This window comes from Bradyrhizobium sp. WSM1417, assembly GCF_000515415.1.
In the GTDB taxonomy this organism is placed as follows: Bacteria; Pseudomonadota; Alphaproteobacteria; order Rhizobiales; family Xanthobacteraceae; genus Bradyrhizobium.
This window is the reverse complement of sequence record NZ_KI911783.1, coordinates 7,646,659-7,664,402: the sequence shown is the minus strand read 5'-3', so window position 1 is coordinate 7,664,402 and position 17,744 is coordinate 7,646,659. Positions and strand designations below refer to the sequence as shown.

Genomic DNA, 17,744 nt, shown 5'->3' with positions numbered 1-17,744 from the left:
GATATGGCTGCCATCCTGCTTGTAGTCTCTAGTTTCATGCCCGTTGCTGCCTCTGCTCAGCAAACAGCGCCTGATGCTAACCAAACTTCTCCCCAAGCTCGGCCGGAAGTAGCGCCGCAACAGCCGGACAAAGTCCAAGCGCAAAAGACCCCCGTTCAACCAGACCGTACACCGCAACAGTCAGAACAGGCACGGGATCGCGACCGCCAGAGCGCTGAGGACACCCGCATCAATCGAGATTGGACCACCCGGCAAAGTCGCGGCGATGACCGCATGGATATGGATCGCATGCGTCAGATGCATCGGCAGATGGGCCGTATGATGGACCAAGACGAGGACCACCGAACGATCGGCCAAAACTGGCGTCGCGAGGATGATGATATTGACCGCGGTTCTGGATACGCTTCGCCGGGCCGCGGCGAGGGACGGTATGAAGGCCGGTATCATGGAGAAATGCGGCCTTATCCTCGCGTCAAAACCTGCATCGAGTATGAAAACGGCGACGAGTTCTGCCGATATCGGGATTAACCGATGCGTTGGGCTTCCAGCATCACACGACTGCGGCACCGGCGGCTCGCTGGTGAACGCCAGCGCAGAGAAACCCGTGATCGGCGGGACCTTTGTTGATTGAGGCGAGTTCCTCCATCGGGGTTGCGGTTTTGTCCCCGGGAGACGGAGTAACGAGCGTGAGGGGCAGCCGGATCAGGCGAAGGATCGAGAAGCTTGGACCTTACCAGTCACTCGCCGTCTTAGCCGTACCTGTGTGCACGGTGGAGCCCGCCAAAATGTTGGGCGTGGCTCTCGTCGGAGAGGACCACTGGGTGACTGGTACGGTAATGATCGTGCTGGCCTATGCGTTGAGCTTGGCTTTTGTTCACCGGCTATTCCTGATCGTAAAGCCCAAGCTGCTCAGCCTCCATTGGTTCGCACGCGCCTGGGAATGGTTCGTGACGCGCTCAAGAATGTTGGCACCGTAATTCAGCTCATCAGCACGGTTTCCCCCACGCGCACGTCCTTGTTCAGCAGGAGCGCGCGTCGCCGAGCCGCGCCCGCGACTGATCGCCAAGAACACATCAAGGTCAGGGATATCTCCGAGTGATGCACTTCGGGCCAGCAGACGGCACGGCCATTGCCTCGAGAAATCGAAGTCGCACCGCGCTAGGGCTAATGGCTGGGCCGTGAATGCGCAGCTCCGCCACATTTCGCCGTCTGTCCCGATTAAATGCGGTCCACTGGGACGGCGAACACATATCCGACGCCGCGCTCGGTCTGTATCACACGCGGGGCACTAGGATCACGCTCGAGCTTGCGCCGCAATCGAAGAATCTGCACGTCAATGCTGCGATCGAAGACATCTTCGTGAACGCGGGTCGCCTGCAGCAGTTGCTCGCGGCTAAGCGGACGTTGTGGCGCTTCGAGAAATGCAAGCAGCATCGCATACTCCCCCTTCGTCAAAGCGACGGGGGTGCCGGCCGGGTCAGTCAACTGTCGGATCCTGCGGTCGAGCTGCCAGCCGGAAAATCGAAAGCGTCCCCGCTCGGGGGCACGAGCCGGAGCGGCTCTTCCGGCATCGAACCGTCGCAGTATCGCGCGGACACGCGCAAGCAACTCGCGCAGGTTGAATGGTTTCGTCAGGTAGTCGTCGGCACCGAGCTCCAATCCGACCACGCGGTCGATGTCATCGCGGCGGTGACCGGTTATGATGATGACCGGTACGTCGGAGCCAAGCCGGACCTCTCGCAACAGGTCGAGACCGTCCTCGAGCCCGAGCCGAAGATCGAGGATCACCAGGTTAACCTCGGTATCGCCGAGCCGGTCGACCATCTCCTGGCGATTGGACGCCAGCAGGGTACGGATGTTGTTCTCTCCGAAATAGTTTAGGATCATGCGCTGTAAGGCAGGGTCGTCCTCTACGACGAGAACGCACACCTGACGCTCAACGTTTCCGCGAAGGCCTGCGTCCGTCGACGATGAACCGCCCATCACGCTCAACCCTTCCGCCGATCCTCCGAGCGCTAGCGACCTCGATCCGCTGGCGCGGAATTTCATTGCTCTATCTCTGCCTCATTACCGCGGGACTGGCCGCCGCTCAATCGCCAAACCCTCCGGTGGGCGCCGTCCAGGAGCCGATCACGCCAATTCCCCTTGCCCATGGCCAGGAGCTACAGCGGGTGTTGCTCGGAGAGAAGTTGTTCAGCGACAAACGGCTATCTCGCAGTAGCACACAAAGTTGTTCGTCATGCCACGACATAGGAACCAACGGCGCCAGTGCCAACATCAGCGACACTCGAGAGGGGCAAACATCGGCCCTCAACACGCCCACGGTCTTCAACGCGGGCTTAAATTTTCGTCTGAACTGGGAGGGAAACATGCGCTCGCTTGAGGAAGGGGCCGAGCACATCCTGCGCAATCCCGCGATCATGGGGTCGAGCCCGGACGAAGTCGCCGCCAGGATGCGCGACGACCCGGAAATCGCAAGACAATTCCGCGATGTCTACGGCAAGGAGCCCGACGCTGCCGCCGTAGTGGATGCGCTCGTCTCGTACGAGCGATCCCTCACCACGCCGAACAGTCGCTTCGACCGGTGGCTCACTGGAGAAACCGATGCGATTAGCGCAGAGGAATTGTCTGGCTATCAATTATTCAAATCGCTGGGCTGTGTCACTTGCCATCAAGGTGTCAACGTCGGCGGCAACCTGTTTCAGAGACATGGCGTGTTTCACCCGCTGGGCTCGCCAGCTCCCGAACTGCTCCGCGTGCCGAGCCTGCGAAACGTTGCGGCCACGGCGCCCTATTTCCACGATGGCAGCGCGCCGACGTTGCCCGAGGCGGTGAAGGCGATGGGCGTGGCCCAGCTAGACCGCATCCTGACAGACCAGCAAACCTCGGCCATCGTGGCGTTCCTTAAGACATTGACCGGCACCTATCGAAATGAAGAGCTGCGGCCGGCCGCGCCCGGTACCGGCAACGTGCGGCCATGAGGAATTTGCCAGGCGTATTTGGAGTTTCGCTGCTGCTAACCCTGCTGACCTGGCTGTTGCTGCGTGGGATCGATTCAAACGCGCCGGCCTACGCGGCGATCTTGCGGGTGTTCGACGATTATGCGCTTGCCGAAGCCTCGCTCCACCGAGACGTTCTGCAGGCGCGGACCGGGCTGCTGCGCGACTACGACAGTCTCGTCATCGCGGCACGGGACATGGAAGAGGCGGTCAGTCGGCTTCGCGCCCACGCCCAAATCGAGCGTCTCGATACCGGCCCGGTTGACCTTCTCGGAGCCGCGGTTATCCGCCAGGAAGAATTGATGGAGCGATTCAAGACCAGCAACGCATTGCTGCAGAACTCGCTATCCTATATTGGTCTGCTGAGCACAAGTCCGGCATTCCGCGTGCACGACGAGCATCTCGCCGCAGCGGCCGCCGAACTGGGGGCCGCGATCCTTTACCTCGCGCGCGACACGTCGGCCGACGCTCTCAAGGCGCTCCAACAACGGATTAACGGGTTTGCGGCACAGGCCCCCGCCGACGGGCCAGACGCGGAAGTCGCTCGTGCGATGCTGGCGCATACGCGGCTGCTGTATGGCCTCTTGCCCGAGATCGACGCGACGCTGAAGGCTTTTATCGCGGTGCCCGGCGGACACTACCTGCAGGCGGTCCGCATTGTATTCTCCAGTCACCGTTCAGCTGTCGAAGCCTCCGAGCAGCGCTTCAGGCTCCTGTTGTATTTGGTATCCTTGCTGCTGGTGGTCGTCCTGGTATTCGTCGGGGTTCGGCTTCGTGCCCGCGCCCTTGCGTTGCGCCGACGCGCCGCGTTCGAACACGTGATCGCCGAGAATTCGACGCGTCTGATCAACTGCTCGCCGGCCGAGACCGGGACGCGATTGAAGCAGGTGCTTTGTGAGTTTAGCCGTGTCGTCAATGCGGATCGCGCCTATGTGGTTCTGGACGAGAAGCCGGTCCGGATACACGCATGGTCAAGGGATGGAGTAACGTTTCCGCCCGGCTGGCCTCGACAGGCACTCTCAGTCGCCGAGCAGCTTGGCGCAGGTGAAAGTGTGACCATTGCGGACGCGAGCGCGTTGCCGGTTGGTGCGGCCAGGGACGCGCTGACGGAGGCCGGCGTGCGTGCCTGGGCTTGTTTGCCCTTGGTCCGACCGGGGCGGGTACGCGGGATCATGGGTTTTGATCGCTTCCGGCCGATAAGAAACAAGATTTCTCCTGTCCCGATCACGCAGCTTGCTGGTGATGCCGTGGCCAACGCGCTCGAGCGCGAATTTCTGGAACGCGAGCAGGGCAAGCTCACGACGCGGCTCGAGCGGGCCCGTCGCATGCAGGTAATCGGATCACTGGCCAGCGGGATTGCGCATAACTTCAACAACATCATCGGCGCCATCCTCGGCTATTCGGAGATGGCGGAGCCGCAACTCATCCGCGGTACCAAACCGGCCCAGCATATCGATGAGATCCGCCGGGCCGCCGAGCGCGGTCGCGATCTCGTTGACAATATTCTGACGTTCGGCCGTCGGGCCGACGGGCGTGCCCGACCGCTGGAGGTGCGCACCTTGTTCGAGGAGGCTGCCTCATTGCTGCGGGCATCGCTGCCACCGGATATTGAACTGGTCTTCGAAGAAGTCGCTGCTGACGTCGCAGTATCAGGCGAGCCTGCACAGCTGCAGCAATTAATCCTCAATCTTTGCAGCAATGCCGCGCAAGCGATGGATGACAACGGGTGCATTCGGGTGGCCGCGAAGAGCGAACACGTGGCCGCTCTCGTTACTATGAATGACGGCGAACTCTCACCCGGCCACTACGTTTGCATTTCCGTAACTGATGATGGAGGCGGAATCGACGAACGCGTCGCGCGACGAATGTTCGAGCCGTTCTTCACCACGCGTGTCGCAGGAACCGGTCTCGGTCTCGCAACGGTTCGCGAAATCGTTCGTGATCATGATGGAGCCATCAACGTTCAGAGTGAACTGGGTTGCGGAAGTCGATTTGAGATTTGGCTGCCTGCCGTGGCGGCAGACACAATCGCGGCGGATAGTGGGTCGGCGCTGCAGCTAGGATCCGGCGAAACCGTGTTGATCGTCGAAAGCGAGCGAGATCGCCTGCTCCGCGATGAAGAAAAACTGGCGGCGTTGGGCTACGAGCCGGTCGGGTTTGAGCTCGCGGCGGATGCCCTTGCGGCATGCCGTTTCGAACCCCATCGGTTCGACATCATCCTGGTCAGCCAGGGTTTGCAGCCTGAAGCCGCCCTGAATCTGGCGCTGGCCCTGCATGAAGCATCGCCGCTACAGCCGGTACTGCTAGCGACCGCGGTCGACGCCGGCATCGACGTGCTGGCGCATTCTGGAATCTCCGAGGTGCTGCGGTGGCCCCTCGACCATACGGAGCTAGCCTCGGCATTGGCGCGCTGCTTGCGAACGCCCGCCAGGTTACAGCCGTAACACAATTATCCTTTCCTGAAATACTTCCGTAGCGCTGGGGCGCCACTACTGGTCGCCCTGCAACCGCGCATGCGCGCCTCAAATCACGGAGGTGACAACGGCTACCAGATCGAGTCCTTCGCCAGGCCTGTTGGCGACCTGCGGCCTCGATGTGAGCGCCGGAATCTCCTGAACATAACTTTCAGCACGAAATCCCAGCAGATCCATCATCCCCAACGCGCATTTGCACAACAATCGACTCTGAAAAGGACGACCACGATGGCCATCACAGCTTCTTTTTCCTCTCGCACTGGCACGCTGTCGGTGTTTGGCGACGCGATCGACGACAGCATCGTCGCCAGCCGCGACCCAGCAGGCAAGATTCTTATCAACGGCGGCGCGGTTACCGTCCTTGGCGGCACGCCGTCGGTTTCCACCACCACGCTGATTCAACTGTTCGGCCAAGGCGGCAATGACACGATTGCAGTCGACGAAACCAACGGTGCAATGCCCGCCGTTCAGCTGTTCGGCGGGGATGGCAACGACACCCTGATCGGAGGCTCCGGGAACGACCTGCTGTTCGGCCAGGCCGGCAATGACACGCTGCTCGGCAAAGGCGGCGACGATCTGCTGTTCGGTGGCGACGGCAACGACACGCTGATCGGTGGCGCTGGCAACGACCAGATGTTTGGACAGGCCGGCAACGATCGCATGATCTGGAACCCGGGCGACGGCACCGACCTGATGGAGGGCGGCGACGGCAACGATACCGCCGAAGTCAATGGCGGCAATGGGGCCGAGATCTTCACGCTCACCGCCAACGGCAGCCGCGTACGTTTCGACCGCATCAGCCCGGCGCCGTTTTCGCTCGACATCGGCACCACCGAGAATTTCGTGCTCAACATGAACGGCGGCGATGACGTCTTCACCGCCGGAAACGGTCTCGCCAACCTGATCAGCCTCACCGTCGACGGCGGCGCCGGCAACGACACCATCACCGGCGGCGACGGCAACGACACGCTGCTCGGCGGCGATGGCAATGACGTCATCACCGGCGGCCGCGGCAACGACGTTGCACGCCTCGGCAGCGGCGATGACACTTTCGTCTGGAATCCAGGCGACGGCAGCGACACTGTCGAAGGCCAGGACGGCACCGATACGCTCCAATTTAACGGCGCCAACATCAGTGAGAGCATGAACATCACGGCCAATCACGGCCGGGTCAAGCTCACCCGCGACGTCGGCAACGTCACCATGGATCTGAACGGCATGGAGCATATCAACGTCGCGGCTCGCGGCGGAGCCGACAACCTCACGGTCGGCGACCTCACCGGTACCGGTGTTACCCAGGTCAATATCGACCTTGCGGGAGTGCCCGGCAGCGGCGTAGGCGACGGCGCGGCCGACACCGTGACCGTCAACGGCACCGCCGCCAATGACAGCATTCAAGTAACTGGAACGGGAGGCTCGGTCACGGTGGCCGGTTTGCCGGCGACGGTCACCCTTACAGGCGCGGAGGGCGCAAACGACCGGCTCACCATCAACGGCGGTGCTGGCAACGACGTCATCAGCGCAGCCGGTCTCGCCGCCGGAAGTGTGCAGCTCGTGATCGATGGCGGGGCCGGCAATGACACCATCTCCGGCAGCGCCGGGGCCGACCGTCTGATCGGCGGCGACGGCAATGATACCGTGATCGGCGGCCGTGGCGACGACTTCGCCGATCTCGGCAACGGCAATGACACCTTCATCTGGAATCCGGGTGACGGTAGCGACATTGTCGAAGGCGGGGCCGGCACCGATACGCTGGTCTTTAACGGTGCCAACATCAACGAGAACATCGACATCTCCGCCAATGGCTCGCGGGTGAGGATGTTCCGTGACGTGGGCAACGTCACCATGGACCTCGGCGGCGTGGAGCATATCCAGCTCGCTACCCTCGGTGGGACCGACACCGTCAATGTCGGCGACCTCACGGGAACCGACACCAAGCAAGTCGCAATCGACTTGTCAGGCATGCTGGGCAGCGGTCAAGGTGACGGCCTTGCCGACACCGTAAACGTCAATGGCACCGCTGGTGACGACAAAATCACTATCGCCAGCAGCGGTTCATCGGTTGTCGTCAACGGGTTGGCTGCGCAGGTGACGATCAACGGCACCGACGTCAGCCTCGATCAACTCGTCGTCAATGGAGGTGCCGGAAACGACATCATCAACGCTTCCGGGCTCCATGCCGGGCAGGTCAACCTCACCATCAATGGCGGTGACGGCAACGACATCATCACCGGCAGCGCCGGCAACGACACCGTCACCGGCGGCCGCGGGAATGACATGGCCTCGATGGGAACGGGCGACGACACCTTCGTCTGGAATCCCGGAGACGGCAGCGACGCGGTCGACGGCGGCGCGGGCAACGATACGCTCGTGTTCAACGGCTCAATTGCCAACGAGAGCATGGAGATCTCGGCCAATGGCAGAGGGGCGACGCTCACCCGCGACGTCGGTCAGGTCACGATGAATCTCACCAACATCGAGACCATCGATGTCAACGCCCTGGGCGGCGCGGACACCATCACGGTGGACGACTTGTCCAAGACCAGTGTCAACCACGTCGCCATCAACCTGGAATCGACGCCAGGCAGTGGTGTCGGCGACGGCCAGGTCGACACGGTCGTTATCAACGCGACCAACGCCAGTGACGTGATCAACATCAGCGATAACAACGGTGTGGTCACGGTGACGGGTCTTGCCAATGACGTGACGATCACCGGTTTCGAGGCAACCGATCGTCTCGTCATCAATGGCCTCGGCGGCGATGATGTCATCATTGGGTCCACGCTCTCGGCAAACGTGCAGCTCATCGCCAATGGCGGCGACGGTGCCGACGTCCTGCTTGGTGGTGCCGGCAACGACACCCTTAGCGGCGGAGCTGAAGATGACATTCTGATCGGCGGAGGCGGTCAGGATATCCTCGACGGTGGGTCTGGCAACAACATCCAGATCCAGGCGCCGGTGAGCCGAGCCGCCGCCGTTGCGACAAGCTCGCCGGCCGCGGGTGCCGCCTTGCTTGGTCAGTTCATGGCGTCGAGCCTGGTCTCGGCGGGAGAAGGTCACGATGCGGTCCCGATCGCCGATCCCTCGGCGACCCAGCAGTCGCAGCTCGCACTGCCGCACGCTGCCTGAGCTGAAACCACTTCGCCCTGGAGAGCACCATGAAAATCGAAACCAACGGCCCGAGACCGACCGATCCAGGTCTCGAGGCGCTTGTGACGCTGCTGCATCTCCAGGGCGTTGCGGCCGATGCCGGACAGATCGCGCATCGGCTCGGAACGGACAAGATCGGCGCACCGGAGATGCTCCGATGCGCCAGGGATCTCGGCCTTAAGGCACGCGCCTACCGAACCGATTGGTCACGGCTGGGTGGCACGCCCTTGCCCGCCATCGCATCGCTCCGCGATGGCGGATTCCTGCTCCTCGCCAAGGCAGGCGAGGAAAGGGTGCTGGTGCAGTCGCCGCTGGCGCCCCGGCCTGTGTTGATGACGCGGGACGAACTCGTATCGGTCTGGGATGGTGGTCTGATCCTGATGGCCCGGCGCGCCGGATTATCGGATATCACCCGGCGGTTCGACATCACCTGGTTCCTCGCCGCGATTCAGAAATATCGACGTCTCTTGGGCGAAGTCTTGGTCGCCTCGTTCTTCCTGCAGCTGCTCGGCCTGGTCTCGCCACTGTTCTTCCAGGTGGTCATTGACAAGGTGCTGGTGCATCGTTCTCTAAGCACCCTCGACGTTCTCGTGCTCGGGCTGGTGACGATCTCGGTCTTCGAAACCGTACTGGGAATCCTGCGCACCTATCTATTCGCGCACACCACGAACCGCATCGACGTCGAACTCGGCGCGCGGCTGTTTCACCATTTGCTGGCTTTGCCGATGGCCTATTTCCAGGCGCGGCGGGTCGGCGATTCCGTGGCGCGGGTCCGTGAATTGGAAAACATCCGCAACTTCCTCACCAGCTCGGCGCTGACGCTGGTTATCGACCTGCTTTTCACTTTTGTCTTTCTCGGGGTGATGTTCTTCTACTCGCCGTTGTTGAGCTGGATCGTGCTTGGGTCGTTCCCGTTCTATATCGCGATCTCAGCCGCGGCGACGCCACTGTTCAGGCGACGGCTGGATGAGAAATTCCGCCGCGGCGCCGAGAACCAGGCGTTCCTGGTCGAGAGCGTCACCGGAATCGAGACGGTGAAAGCGATGGCGGTCGAACCGCAGATGCAGCGCCGCTGGGAAGAGCAACTCGCCGGCTACGTGGCCGCGAGCTTCCGGGTCTTGAGCCTCGGCAATAGCGCGAGCCAGACCGTGCAGCTGGTCAACAAGATCGTGATGGCGAGCCTGCTGTATTTCGGCGCCAGGCTCGTGATTGACGGCAGCCTTTCGGTCGGCGAACTCGTCGCTTTCAACATCCTGGCCGGTCGGGTGAGTGCGCCGGTGCTGCGTCTCGCACAGATATGGCAGGATTTTCACCAGGCGCGCCTGTCGATCGCCCGGCTTGGCGACATCCTCAACACCACCGCCGAGCCGAGCTATTCGGCCGGTCGCGCTCGGCTGCCGGCGATCCGCGGCGATATCAAGTTCGACCATGTCTCGTTCCGCTATCGCATCGATGGGCAGGAAGTTCTGCACGACGTCTGTTTCGACGTGCCGGCAGGCCAGACCATTGGCATCGTCGGCCCTTCGGGATCGGGCAAGAGCACGTTCGCGAAACTGGTCCAGCGGCTGTACGTTCCGGAGCGAGGCCGTGTGCTGGTTGACGGCATGGATCTGGCGATGGCCGATGCCGCCTGGCTGCGCCGCCAGATCGGCGTCGTGCTGCAGGAGAACGTGCTGTTCAACCGCTCGGTCCGTGACAACATCGCGCTCGCGGAGCCGGCGATGCCGATGGAGCGCGTGGTCGCCGCGGCGCGGCTCGCGGGCGCGCATGAGTTCATCCTCGAGCTCGCCGACGGCTACGATACCGTGGTCGGCGAGCGCGGCTCGACGCTATCCGGCGGCCAGCGCCAGCGCATCGCCATTGCGCGCGCGCTGGTCACCAATCCACGGATCCTGATCTTCGACGAGGCGACCAGCGCTCTGGACTACGAGAGCGAGCGCATCATCCAGCACAACATGAAGGCCATTGCCAACGGGCGGACGGTGCTCGTGATTGCGCACCGGCTTTCAACGGTCCGGACGGCGGATCGCATCGTCACGCTAGACCGAGGCCGACTGGTCGAGGACGGCAGCCACGACACTTTGATCAAAACCGGCGGCCGGTATGCATCGCTGCATCGCTTGCAAGGGGGCTTCCATGAAGTCAACTGAATCACTGTTGCCCGCCGCGCCCACGCCACGCGTGGTCCCGTTCCGGTCTCCGCGACACCGGCGCGGCGAACAACTGGCATTTCTGCCGGCTGCACTTGAAATTGTGGAAACGCCGCCGTCGCCGATCGGACGCGCCATCGCGACCGCCATCATTGTGCTGTTCTGCACAGCGCTGCTGTGGGCCTGGTGGGGCACCATTGATATTGTCGCGGCGGCAACGGGAAAAATCCTCCCCAGCGGTCGTACCAAAATCGTGCAGCCGTTCGAGACCGGCGTGGTGCGTTCGATCCGGGTCCAGGATGGGCAAGCGGTCAAGGCCGGCGACGTCCTGATCGAGCTCGATCCGACGGCCAATGAAGCCGAGCGCGACCACTTGCACAACGATCTGCTTGCCGAGCGGCTCAACATCGCACGATTGCGCGCGGCGCTTTCCGACGGCGATAATCCCATGGGTGAATTTGTGCCGCCGAACGGCGCAGAGCCCGAGCTGATCGGCACCCAACGCCAGCTTTTGCTGAACCAGGTGACCGAACATCGAGCCAAACTCGCAGCACTTTTCCGTCAACAGGCGCAGAAGGAAGCTGAGCAGGCGACCACGGTAGCAACGATCCACAAGCTCGAGACGATCATTCCCGTGATCCAGTCGCGCGTCGAGATTCGGAAGACGTTGGTCGAGAAAGAGCTGGGCTCGAAGCTGAGTTATTTCGAGGTGGTACAGCTGCTGGTCGAGCAACAAGAGGAGTTCAATGTGCAGAAGAGCCATCTGCATGAGACCGAAGCCGCCGTTGCCGCCATTCGCGAGACGCGCGGTCAGGCCGGGGCCGAATATCGGCATACCCTGTCCGACGAACTCGCCAAGGCCGAGCAGAAGGCCAGCGGGCTCGCCCAGGATCTGATCAAGGCGGAGCAGAGAACCAGGCTGCAGCTGTTGACCGCCCCGGTGGACGGCGTCGTGCAACAACTCGCGGTTCACACGGTCGGGGGCGTGGTGACGGCAGCGCAGCCCCTGGTGGTGGTGGTGCCGAGCGACAGCCGGCTGGAGATCGAGGCCATGGTGTCAAACAGCGACATCGGCTTCGTTCGAGCCGGACAACAAGCCGAGATCAAGGTCGATACCTTCAATTTCACCCGCTATGGCCTGTTGCATGGCCAGGTCATTTCGGTGTCGCAGGACGCCGTAATTCGTGACCGCCAGGACCGCACCGGTGAACGGCCGCTCGCGGCTACCAGCGAATCCAGTGAGCCGAAAGGTCAGGAGTTGAACTACAGCGCGCGCATCTCGCTCGACCGCACCCGAATGCAGATCGACGACAGGATGGTCAACTTGTCGCCCGGCATGGCGGTGACGGTCGAGATCAAGACCGGATCGCGGAGCGTCCTGAGCTATCTTCTGTCGCCGTTGCGCCGCTATCGCCAGGAGATGCTGCGCGAACGCTGAATGCCGGCTGCGTTAAGGATGAGGTCGAGACATAACCATGTTTGGATCTAAACTGGAGAGAATCGATGATTGGTGTCTTAAAACTGACGGTCGCCGTGGTCTGCCTCGTCGGTGCCTGGCTGGTCGCCAAGGTGTCGGCGGAGAGTACTGGATCGATCGTCGCGCGCGCCGGCGCAGTGATCGCAACATTTCATGCCGAGGGCGCCCAGATCTACCAGTGCCGGCCGGAGTCCGAAAAATATCCGTCGGAGCCTCGCGCGCTCAGCTGGCAATTTCGCGAGCCGGTTGCCACGCTCATCGCCGACGGGAAGTCGATCGGCTTGCACTCTGCCGGTCCGAGTTGGGATCACATCGACGGCAGCGGCGTGAAGGCCAGAGTGGTCTCCGCCGCGCCCGGCGAGACTGCAAACGACATTGCCTGGCTGAGGCTTGACACCATTGAACATCGCGGCAGCGGCGTACTGTCCGAAGCCGCGACGGTCGAGCGCATCAACACCAAAGGTGGCATGACGCAAGGACCTTGTGAAACTGCAGGCGCTTATCTCAGCGTTCCCTATTCCGCTGACTACGTTTTCTTGCGCAACAACAGCTGACCGGGGGTACCAGACAACAGCGGGGCGGGGCTACAGGAACTGTGCAGAGGCCATTTCGGTTTGCAAGCTGGGACTCGAATTTCCGCGCTTGCACCGGAAATCCGTGCAGCGACGATTCCGACCTTCTCAGGCGTGCCCGCCGGACTTACCGCGCTGTGCCTCGGTGCCGCGATGGCATCCTGATAATTTCGTTAAGCCAACGCTCGGAGCCGCGGGCCCTTCCAGCATCAGTGCCACGTCGCAGGCAGGCCGCGGCTTGCTGAACAGAAGGCACTGCCAGTCGGTTCGCGCTGGCCCGCCTAACCGCACATACGAAGGCCGCAGCGGGAGGTTAAATCGCTGCGGCCCGCGCAGGTCAAAAAAAGCCGGGTTAAATAGACAAGTGAAATATGGACCAGCCCCGGGATCTAAAAACCTACTCCGTCATGTGTCCGGTGCAACATAAAATCGTTGTTTCCATTAACGGAACCGGGTTGCTGTTGCAAAATGGATGACAGCGCACTTGACATGGACGGGATGCACGCCCGATCGCCGAGAAGCTCCGTCGCAACCGCCTCAGTCGGCGTGCTCTTAGGTCTGTCGATCTATGTTAGTTCGCGGGCGGCTCCAGCGTGACAGGGTGTTCCCAACGGGGAACGAGCACGATGGACTACCGCGCTTACAGCCAGGACGGACATATCAGTGGAGTCCAAGAGCTCGACTGCGCTGACGACGATGAAGCCAAGGCGAAAGCCACCCAGATGCTCGACCGCCACGATTTGGAATTGTGGCAGCGAGATCGGCGCGTCGCTGTTTTGAAGCGCCATACAAGGCAGTAAGCCTGCCTCGGTTGACAGCCACCAGGGTTTTCGTTTTGTGCTTACCTTGAGGTAGATCAAGGTATCTAACAGGGCCCGGAACACATTGCGAACGCAAACTTTCCGCCTGCGGAACACAAGGTTAAGGCCGCCTCAGTTGGGCCGCCTGTTTCTGTGCGGCGGTTTACGGAATTCAGTAGCGCCGATAGTATCGATGGGCATAGGGCCGACGAACGACGACTACGCCGCGGCGATAGGCAGGACGATAGACCGGGCGGGTTCGGACGCATCCGTGCCGACCGCACACCAGGGCTACTGTCTCAACGCTCGCGATGTTTGATTGTCCAAGCGGAGCAACGGGCATCGCCGATGCCGTTGCAATTGAGAATGCGGTCCCACCGAGAACGGTCAGTGCGGCAAGTGTAAGTTTCATCCATCCTACTCCAGCGGAGCCCATCCCCGCTAACCAGCCTTAGACGTTCGTCCCTGAACCTCGGATGACCAACCGCCCCAGCCTTGCGGGCGCGGGTACCGGTGGATGGTGGTCCGCTTTTTTGACCCAGCAGACGTTCGTGGTGAGCTCTTAACCAGTGTTTCTGACCGCCTCTGCCAGCATGGAGTAGAGCTGCTGCTTGCTGAATTCCTTGGGCTGCTGCCTCTCCGCTGTGTTTCGCGACACCTTCCGTGCGACTGAACGGGCGCAGGCTGCCGACGACGTCGGCCTCAGCTTCAGGGGCGGCCTTATCTTGGGCGTTGCCGTGGGCGGCTTGTGGCCACGCTTCAGCCCCAGACGGGTCAACATGCCGCAAACAGCGTTACGACTGCACCCGAGATGACGCGCTATCTGCGCGGCGCTCTGTCCTGCGGACCAGCGCCTGTTGAGGAGCGCTATGTTTTTCGCATCCCAGCCCATGCGAGATATTATAGCGTGGACTGCCGAACACGCTAGGCTAGTCTTCATCCGGCTCGCGCACGACCGGCGGTTCGTCAGCGTCATCTTCCTCTTCGTCGTCTTCGTCCTCGTCGTCTTCATCGGGATCTCTTGGTGGCATCGCGGTGCCGACGAACGTTGTCGAGTAGGTCGCTGGGATGGAAAATGCTTCGGAGGTGTGTTGCTTCATGTTGCTGCTCCGCAAACGCAACGGGGGACATCAAGTCGACGACATGAGCAAGGCGGTGGCATCCACCACGCAAATGACAGCGTTCAGCTACTTTATCCCCGAGGACTCATTCGGCTCTATGTTCACCAAAACCTTGCCCGTGGTGATTTCGGGAACTCCAAGGTCGAGGTCATGTAGACTTGCTTGAACAAACGCCAGTATCTTGGCGTTCGCTGCATTGGCGCTTTCTCGGTCGTCAAACATCATCACGGCGATGCCAACACCGTCACCCGCATCCAGCACATGGTAAGATCTGAATCCGTGCGATTGCCTTAGGATCTGGCCGACACCGCTCTTGGCGCGGCGAGCGGCGTCCGCCACCGAACGAACCTTGGTATACTTGCGAATGACCATGTACATGAGGCCACCACGAGCCACACGCCCCAACGCATCAAAGCATATCGCTCCCAGTCGGACTATGTCCAACTTCCGAGATGGGCCACAGTGTCCGGTTGGGCGGACCGGGCACCGCGCGCCTTCTCCAATCGGTCCTCCTGGCCCTGCACGTGGCGGCGAGGTGCTGAGGCTCAGGAGCCCTCGAACTTGAACGATACGTTGAGCTTGGCGCGATAGGCTTCCACTTTCCTTTGTCATCCAGCTGCATATCGAGCTTGACGACCTCTGCAATGCGAAGATCTCGGAGAGATTTTGCAGCTTGTTCGACCGCATTCGCGGCCGCCTTCTCCCATGAGTCGCCGCTTGTACCGACCAGTTCAATGACTTTGTAGACGCTATCAGGCATGTTGTTATTCTGTCCGGTATGACGCAGGAAATCTAGCATGAGGGTCTCGACGCGGATACGTCTCGGGGGATGCTACCCGGAGCCGCGAAGGGACAAAACTGCACTTGGCCGGAGGGCAGCTTTTGGCCGCAGCTAACCTGCCGAGCAGCGCCATCATGTCCGCTCATGGCGTGCAGACGGAAACGGGTCCGATTGGCTGTCACTTTTCTGTTTGACCCAATGTATGGTCCGGCCGTGCGTAGCAAGAAGATTTCGTCGGATTGGCGGTGAGCGGTCTTGCATCAATCTATATCCGGCCTCTGATTGGAGCGTGTCGTGCTCCGGGGCCATCATGGCTATCAGCGCGTGCGCGTGCGTTCTCATTAACGGACAGGCCTCGATCGAGCTATTCGGGTCACCAGTGTTCGCATGCGCCGGGAAGACCGAATCTCCATCTCGTCTCATCCTCTCGCAGACCTCGGCTGGAAACTGTTGATGGGTTACGTCATCGCCTGCTCCTCATATCGCGCAGTTCCTTTGTTCGAGCCAAGGGCCGTTCCTTCGTCCCGGCCCGCAGAGCGTCGATCGCGTCGCGCGCAGGGGCGGTCAAGGCCGGCGCTTGGCTTGCGGCTGGCTCCGGCGTGGCCAGGCTGCGCCTTGACCGCGCCGAGCACGGCGCGAGGATCAAGCGGGTTGGACGCCTGCATCGTCGGTCCTCGTCAGTTCGAAGGCGCGTCCTTTAGCCAGCACCGCCCAGGCGATGCGGGCAAGCTTGTTGGCGAGCGCGATCGCCAGCACGTTGTGGTGCAACCGCCTCTTGGCGGCTTCGATCCAGGATCTGAGCCCGTAACGTTCCCAGTTCTTTATCCTGACCAGCACAACCCATGCCGCCTGTACGAACAGAACGCGCGGGTAGCGATTGCCGCGCCTCGAGATTTTGCCGAGGATCGTGCGATCTCCCGTCGAGATCTGCTTGGGCACCAGTCCAAGCCAGGCGCCGAAGTCGCGGCCTTTGGAGAAGACGTCTCCAGTGCCGATAGCCGCCACCATGGCACTCGAAATGATCGGCCCGATGCCAGGCACCGTCATCAGGCGCGAACAGGCCTGATCTTGACGGGCCAGTGCCTCGATCTCGCCGGGGCGGGGCAGGAGCACGGCCGGACCATCCCATTAGGGGGCTGGCAACCTGCTATAATCTTTCGCCTTTTTCTGTCACGCCTTTCGCGCTGTCCGCACGAACTCCTGGATTTTATGTGCTAAGGTAAGCAATTCTCACGCGATGAGACGTCAGATGAGGCGACGGCAATTTCTAACTCTTCTCGTGGGCGCAGCAGCCGCTCGGCCGATTAGAAGCAACGCACAACAGCCTGCAAAGCGACCCGTGATTGGTTTTGTGTTGGCAGGAACACAATCCTCCCATGGTGCATGGGTAGCCGCATTCACCCAGCGCTTGTCAGACTTGGGTGGATAGATGGACGGAACGTCACGATCGAGTATAGGTGGGCAGCGGGCGACGTTCAGCGAACTACGGAATATGCGGCTGAACTCGCGCGACGGAAAGTCGACCTGATCGTCACGTCGGCGTACGGCGTCGTGGCCTCCAAAGAAGCAACGTCACCATTCCTATGCGCGCTGCCACCAAGCTTTCGCGCTCCTGGCGCTCCTACTAATTGCCTCGGCTCCCGGTGCTGGATAGCGGAGCCCGTGGCGAAAGCCAAAACTTCAAAAACTGATCAACGCGCTGGCTAACGTCGGCTCTTGGCCCAGGCCGTGTGAAAGCGTTCTGTTTCCGGTGATTCGCGCGATAGGATTCCCCGCACTTGCGGGGAGGTCCGATGAAGCGCTTTGTTGAAGGGGTGGATAGCGGGCAGAGCATGCTGTTTCCGGCATCGCTCGATGACTATGTGACCGTGGATAATCCAGTGCGAGCGGTCGACGTGTTCGTCGAGAGTCTCGATCTCGGCAAGCTCGGGTTCATCGGCGTCCAGCCATTCGACACGGGCCGACCCAGCTATCACCCCGGTACGATGCTCAAGCTTTACATCTACGGCTATCTCAATCGAGTTCCGTCGAGCCGGCGCTTGGAGCGGGAATGCCAGCGCAATATCGAGATGATTTGGTTGACCGGTCAGCTGACGCCGGATTTCAAGACGATCGCTGACTTCCGCAAGGACAATGGCAAATTGGGGCGCTCCTTCTTCGGGCGCGGTTTAGGTTTCCCCTTTCGAGCAGGCCTGCTGCTTAAGCGTGTGGTCGTAGACG

Annotated in this window: 14 protein-coding genes and 2 pseudogenes; 10 read left to right on the top strand and 6 right to left on the bottom strand. The window is 61.4% G+C overall.

Annotation, left to right across the window (positions count from 1 at the left end):
• The first annotated feature begins 3 nt into the window (after positions 1 to 3).
• Positions 4 to 528, top strand: a complete 525-nt coding sequence (locus BRA1417_RS44575; RefSeq protein ID WP_156949101.1) for a hypothetical protein — start codon at positions 4 to 6, stop codon at positions 526 to 528.
• A gap of 257 nt (positions 529 to 785) precedes the next feature.
• On the top strand, positions 786 to 977 hold the full coding sequence (locus BRA1417_RS44570; protein ID WP_156949100.1) for a hypothetical protein: 192 nt from the start codon (positions 786 to 788) through the stop codon (positions 975 to 977).
• 241 nt (positions 978 to 1,218) lie between these two features.
• Here the strand turns inward: BRA1417_RS44570 and BRA1417_RS0137500 are convergent, their stop codons facing one another.
• A complete protein-coding gene (locus BRA1417_RS0137500; protein WP_051448454.1) occupies positions 1,219 to 1,983 on the bottom strand; it encodes a response regulator in 765 nt (254 codons plus the stop codon).
• Positions 1,984 to 2,048: 65 nt separating this feature from the next.
• Here BRA1417_RS0137500 and BRA1417_RS41535 point away from each other — a divergent pair, with 65 nt between their 5' ends.
• The 7 genes from BRA1417_RS41535 (at position 2,049) to BRA1417_RS45180 (ending at position 13,622) form a co-directional block, all read left to right on the top strand.
• Positions 2,049 to 2,981: a cytochrome-c peroxidase gene (locus BRA1417_RS41535; protein ID WP_245286328.1), complete on the top strand. Its 933-nt coding sequence runs from the start codon at positions 2,049 to 2,051 to the stop codon at positions 2,979 to 2,981.
• A complete protein-coding gene (locus BRA1417_RS0137490; RefSeq protein ID WP_027520188.1) occupies positions 2,978 to 5,443 on the top strand; it encodes a two-component system VirA-like sensor kinase in 2,466 nt (821 codons plus the stop codon). The genes BRA1417_RS41535 and BRA1417_RS0137490 overlap by 4 nt, the downstream gene beginning before the upstream one ends.
• Before the next feature lie 258 nt (positions 5,444 to 5,701).
• Complete coding sequence (locus tag BRA1417_RS0137485) at positions 5,702 to 8,602, top strand: calcium-binding protein (protein ID WP_027520187.1); 2,901 nt, start codon at positions 5,702 to 5,704, stop codon at positions 8,600 to 8,602.
• Positions 8,603 to 8,631: 29 nt separating this feature from the next.
• Positions 8,632 to 10,773 (top strand): type I secretion system permease/ATPase, encoded by a 2,142-nt coding sequence (locus BRA1417_RS0137480; RefSeq protein ID WP_027520186.1) that lies wholly within the window; start codon positions 8,632 to 8,634, stop codon positions 10,771 to 10,773.
• A complete protein-coding gene (locus tag BRA1417_RS0137475) occupies positions 10,760 to 12,211 on the top strand; it encodes an HlyD family type I secretion periplasmic adaptor subunit (RefSeq protein ID WP_035969063.1) in 1,452 nt (483 codons plus the stop codon). The genes BRA1417_RS0137480 and BRA1417_RS0137475 overlap by 14 nt, the downstream gene beginning before the upstream one ends.
• Before the next feature lie 65 nt (positions 12,212 to 12,276).
• Positions 12,277 to 12,804: a DUF3455 domain-containing protein gene (locus tag BRA1417_RS0137470; protein ID WP_035969062.1), complete on the top strand. Its 528-nt coding sequence runs from the start codon at positions 12,277 to 12,279 to the stop codon at positions 12,802 to 12,804.
• 644 nt (positions 12,805 to 13,448) lie between these two features.
• Positions 13,449 to 13,622, top strand: coding sequence for a hypothetical protein (locus tag BRA1417_RS45180; protein ID WP_198034903.1), 174 nt, complete (start codon positions 13,449 to 13,451; stop codon positions 13,620 to 13,622).
• Between the two features lie 562 nt (positions 13,623 to 14,184).
• Here BRA1417_RS45180 and BRA1417_RS0137460 read toward each other — a convergent pair.
• The 5 genes and pseudogenes from BRA1417_RS0137460 to BRA1417_RS41525 all read right to left on the bottom strand — a co-directional run.
• On the bottom strand, positions 14,185 to 14,514 hold the full coding sequence (locus tag BRA1417_RS0137460; RefSeq protein ID WP_027520183.1) for a GcrA family cell cycle regulator: 330 nt from the start codon (positions 14,512 to 14,514) through the stop codon (positions 14,185 to 14,187).
• Positions 14,515 to 14,551: 37 nt separating this feature from the next.
• Entirely contained in the window at positions 14,552 to 14,722 is a 171-nt protein-coding gene (locus tag BRA1417_RS45175) for a hypothetical protein (RefSeq protein ID WP_198034902.1), read from the bottom strand.
• 87 nt (positions 14,723 to 14,809) lie between these two features.
• Positions 14,810 to 15,121: a hypothetical protein gene (locus BRA1417_RS0137450; RefSeq protein ID WP_027520182.1), complete on the bottom strand. Its 312-nt coding sequence runs from the start codon at positions 15,119 to 15,121 to the stop codon at positions 14,810 to 14,812.
• Positions 15,122 to 15,152: 31 nt separating this feature from the next.
• Positions 15,153 to 15,503, bottom strand: coding sequence for a dodecin family protein (locus tag BRA1417_RS46105; protein ID WP_305728118.1), 351 nt, complete (start codon positions 15,501 to 15,503; stop codon positions 15,153 to 15,155).
• A gap of 663 nt (positions 15,504 to 16,166) precedes the next feature.
• Positions 16,167 to 16,619, bottom strand: a pseudogene (locus tag BRA1417_RS41525) (IS110 family transposase); the annotation flags it as partial.
• 698 nt (positions 16,620 to 17,317) lie between these two features.
• Between BRA1417_RS41525 and BRA1417_RS0137440 the strand changes: the two are divergent.
• Positions 17,318 to 17,665: pseudogene (locus BRA1417_RS0137440) on the top strand (transposase); the annotation flags it as partial.
• Positions 17,666 to 17,744 lie beyond the last annotated feature (79 nt).

Excerpts from the sequence above, each read along its gene's own strand:
- BRA1417_RS44575 (WP_156949101.1), top strand. The coding sequence starts at position 4 with ATGGCTGCCATCCTGCTTGTAGTCTCTAGTTTCATGCCCGTTGCTGCC.
- BRA1417_RS44570 (WP_156949100.1), top strand. The coding sequence starts at position 786 with ATGTTGGGCGTGGCTCTCGTCGGAGAGGACCACTGGGTGACTGGTACG.
- BRA1417_RS0137500 (WP_051448454.1), bottom strand. The coding sequence starts at position 1,983 with ATGGGCGGTTCATCGTCGACGGACGCAGGCCTTCGCGGAAACGTTGAG.
- BRA1417_RS0137490 (WP_027520188.1), top strand. The coding sequence starts at position 2,978 with ATGAGGAATTTGCCAGGCGTATTTGGAGTTTCGCTGCTGCTAACCCTG.
- BRA1417_RS0137485 (WP_027520187.1), top strand. The coding sequence starts at position 5,702 with ATGGCCATCACAGCTTCTTTTTCCTCTCGCACTGGCACGCTGTCGGTG.
- BRA1417_RS0137480 (WP_027520186.1), top strand. The coding sequence starts at position 8,632 with ATGAAAATCGAAACCAACGGCCCGAGACCGACCGATCCAGGTCTCGAG.
- BRA1417_RS0137475 (WP_035969063.1), top strand. The coding sequence starts at position 10,760 with ATGAAGTCAACTGAATCACTGTTGCCCGCCGCGCCCACGCCACGCGTG.
- BRA1417_RS0137470 (WP_035969062.1), top strand. The coding sequence starts at position 12,277 with ATGATTGGTGTCTTAAAACTGACGGTCGCCGTGGTCTGCCTCGTCGGT.
- BRA1417_RS45180 (WP_198034903.1), top strand. The coding sequence starts at position 13,449 with ATGGACTACCGCGCTTACAGCCAGGACGGACATATCAGTGGAGTCCAA.
- BRA1417_RS0137460 (WP_027520183.1), bottom strand. The coding sequence starts at position 14,514 with ATGGGCTGGGATGCGAAAAACATAGCGCTCCTCAACAGGCGCTGGTCC.
- BRA1417_RS45175 (WP_198034902.1), bottom strand. The coding sequence starts at position 14,722 with ATGAAGCAACACACCTCCGAAGCATTTTCCATCCCAGCGACCTACTCG.
- BRA1417_RS0137450 (WP_027520182.1), bottom strand. The coding sequence starts at position 15,121 with ATGTACATGGTCATTCGCAAGTATACCAAGGTTCGTTCGGTGGCGGAC.
- BRA1417_RS46105 (WP_305728118.1), bottom strand. The coding sequence starts at position 15,503 with ATGCCTGATAGCGTCTACAAAGTCATTGAACTGGTCGGTACAAGCGGC.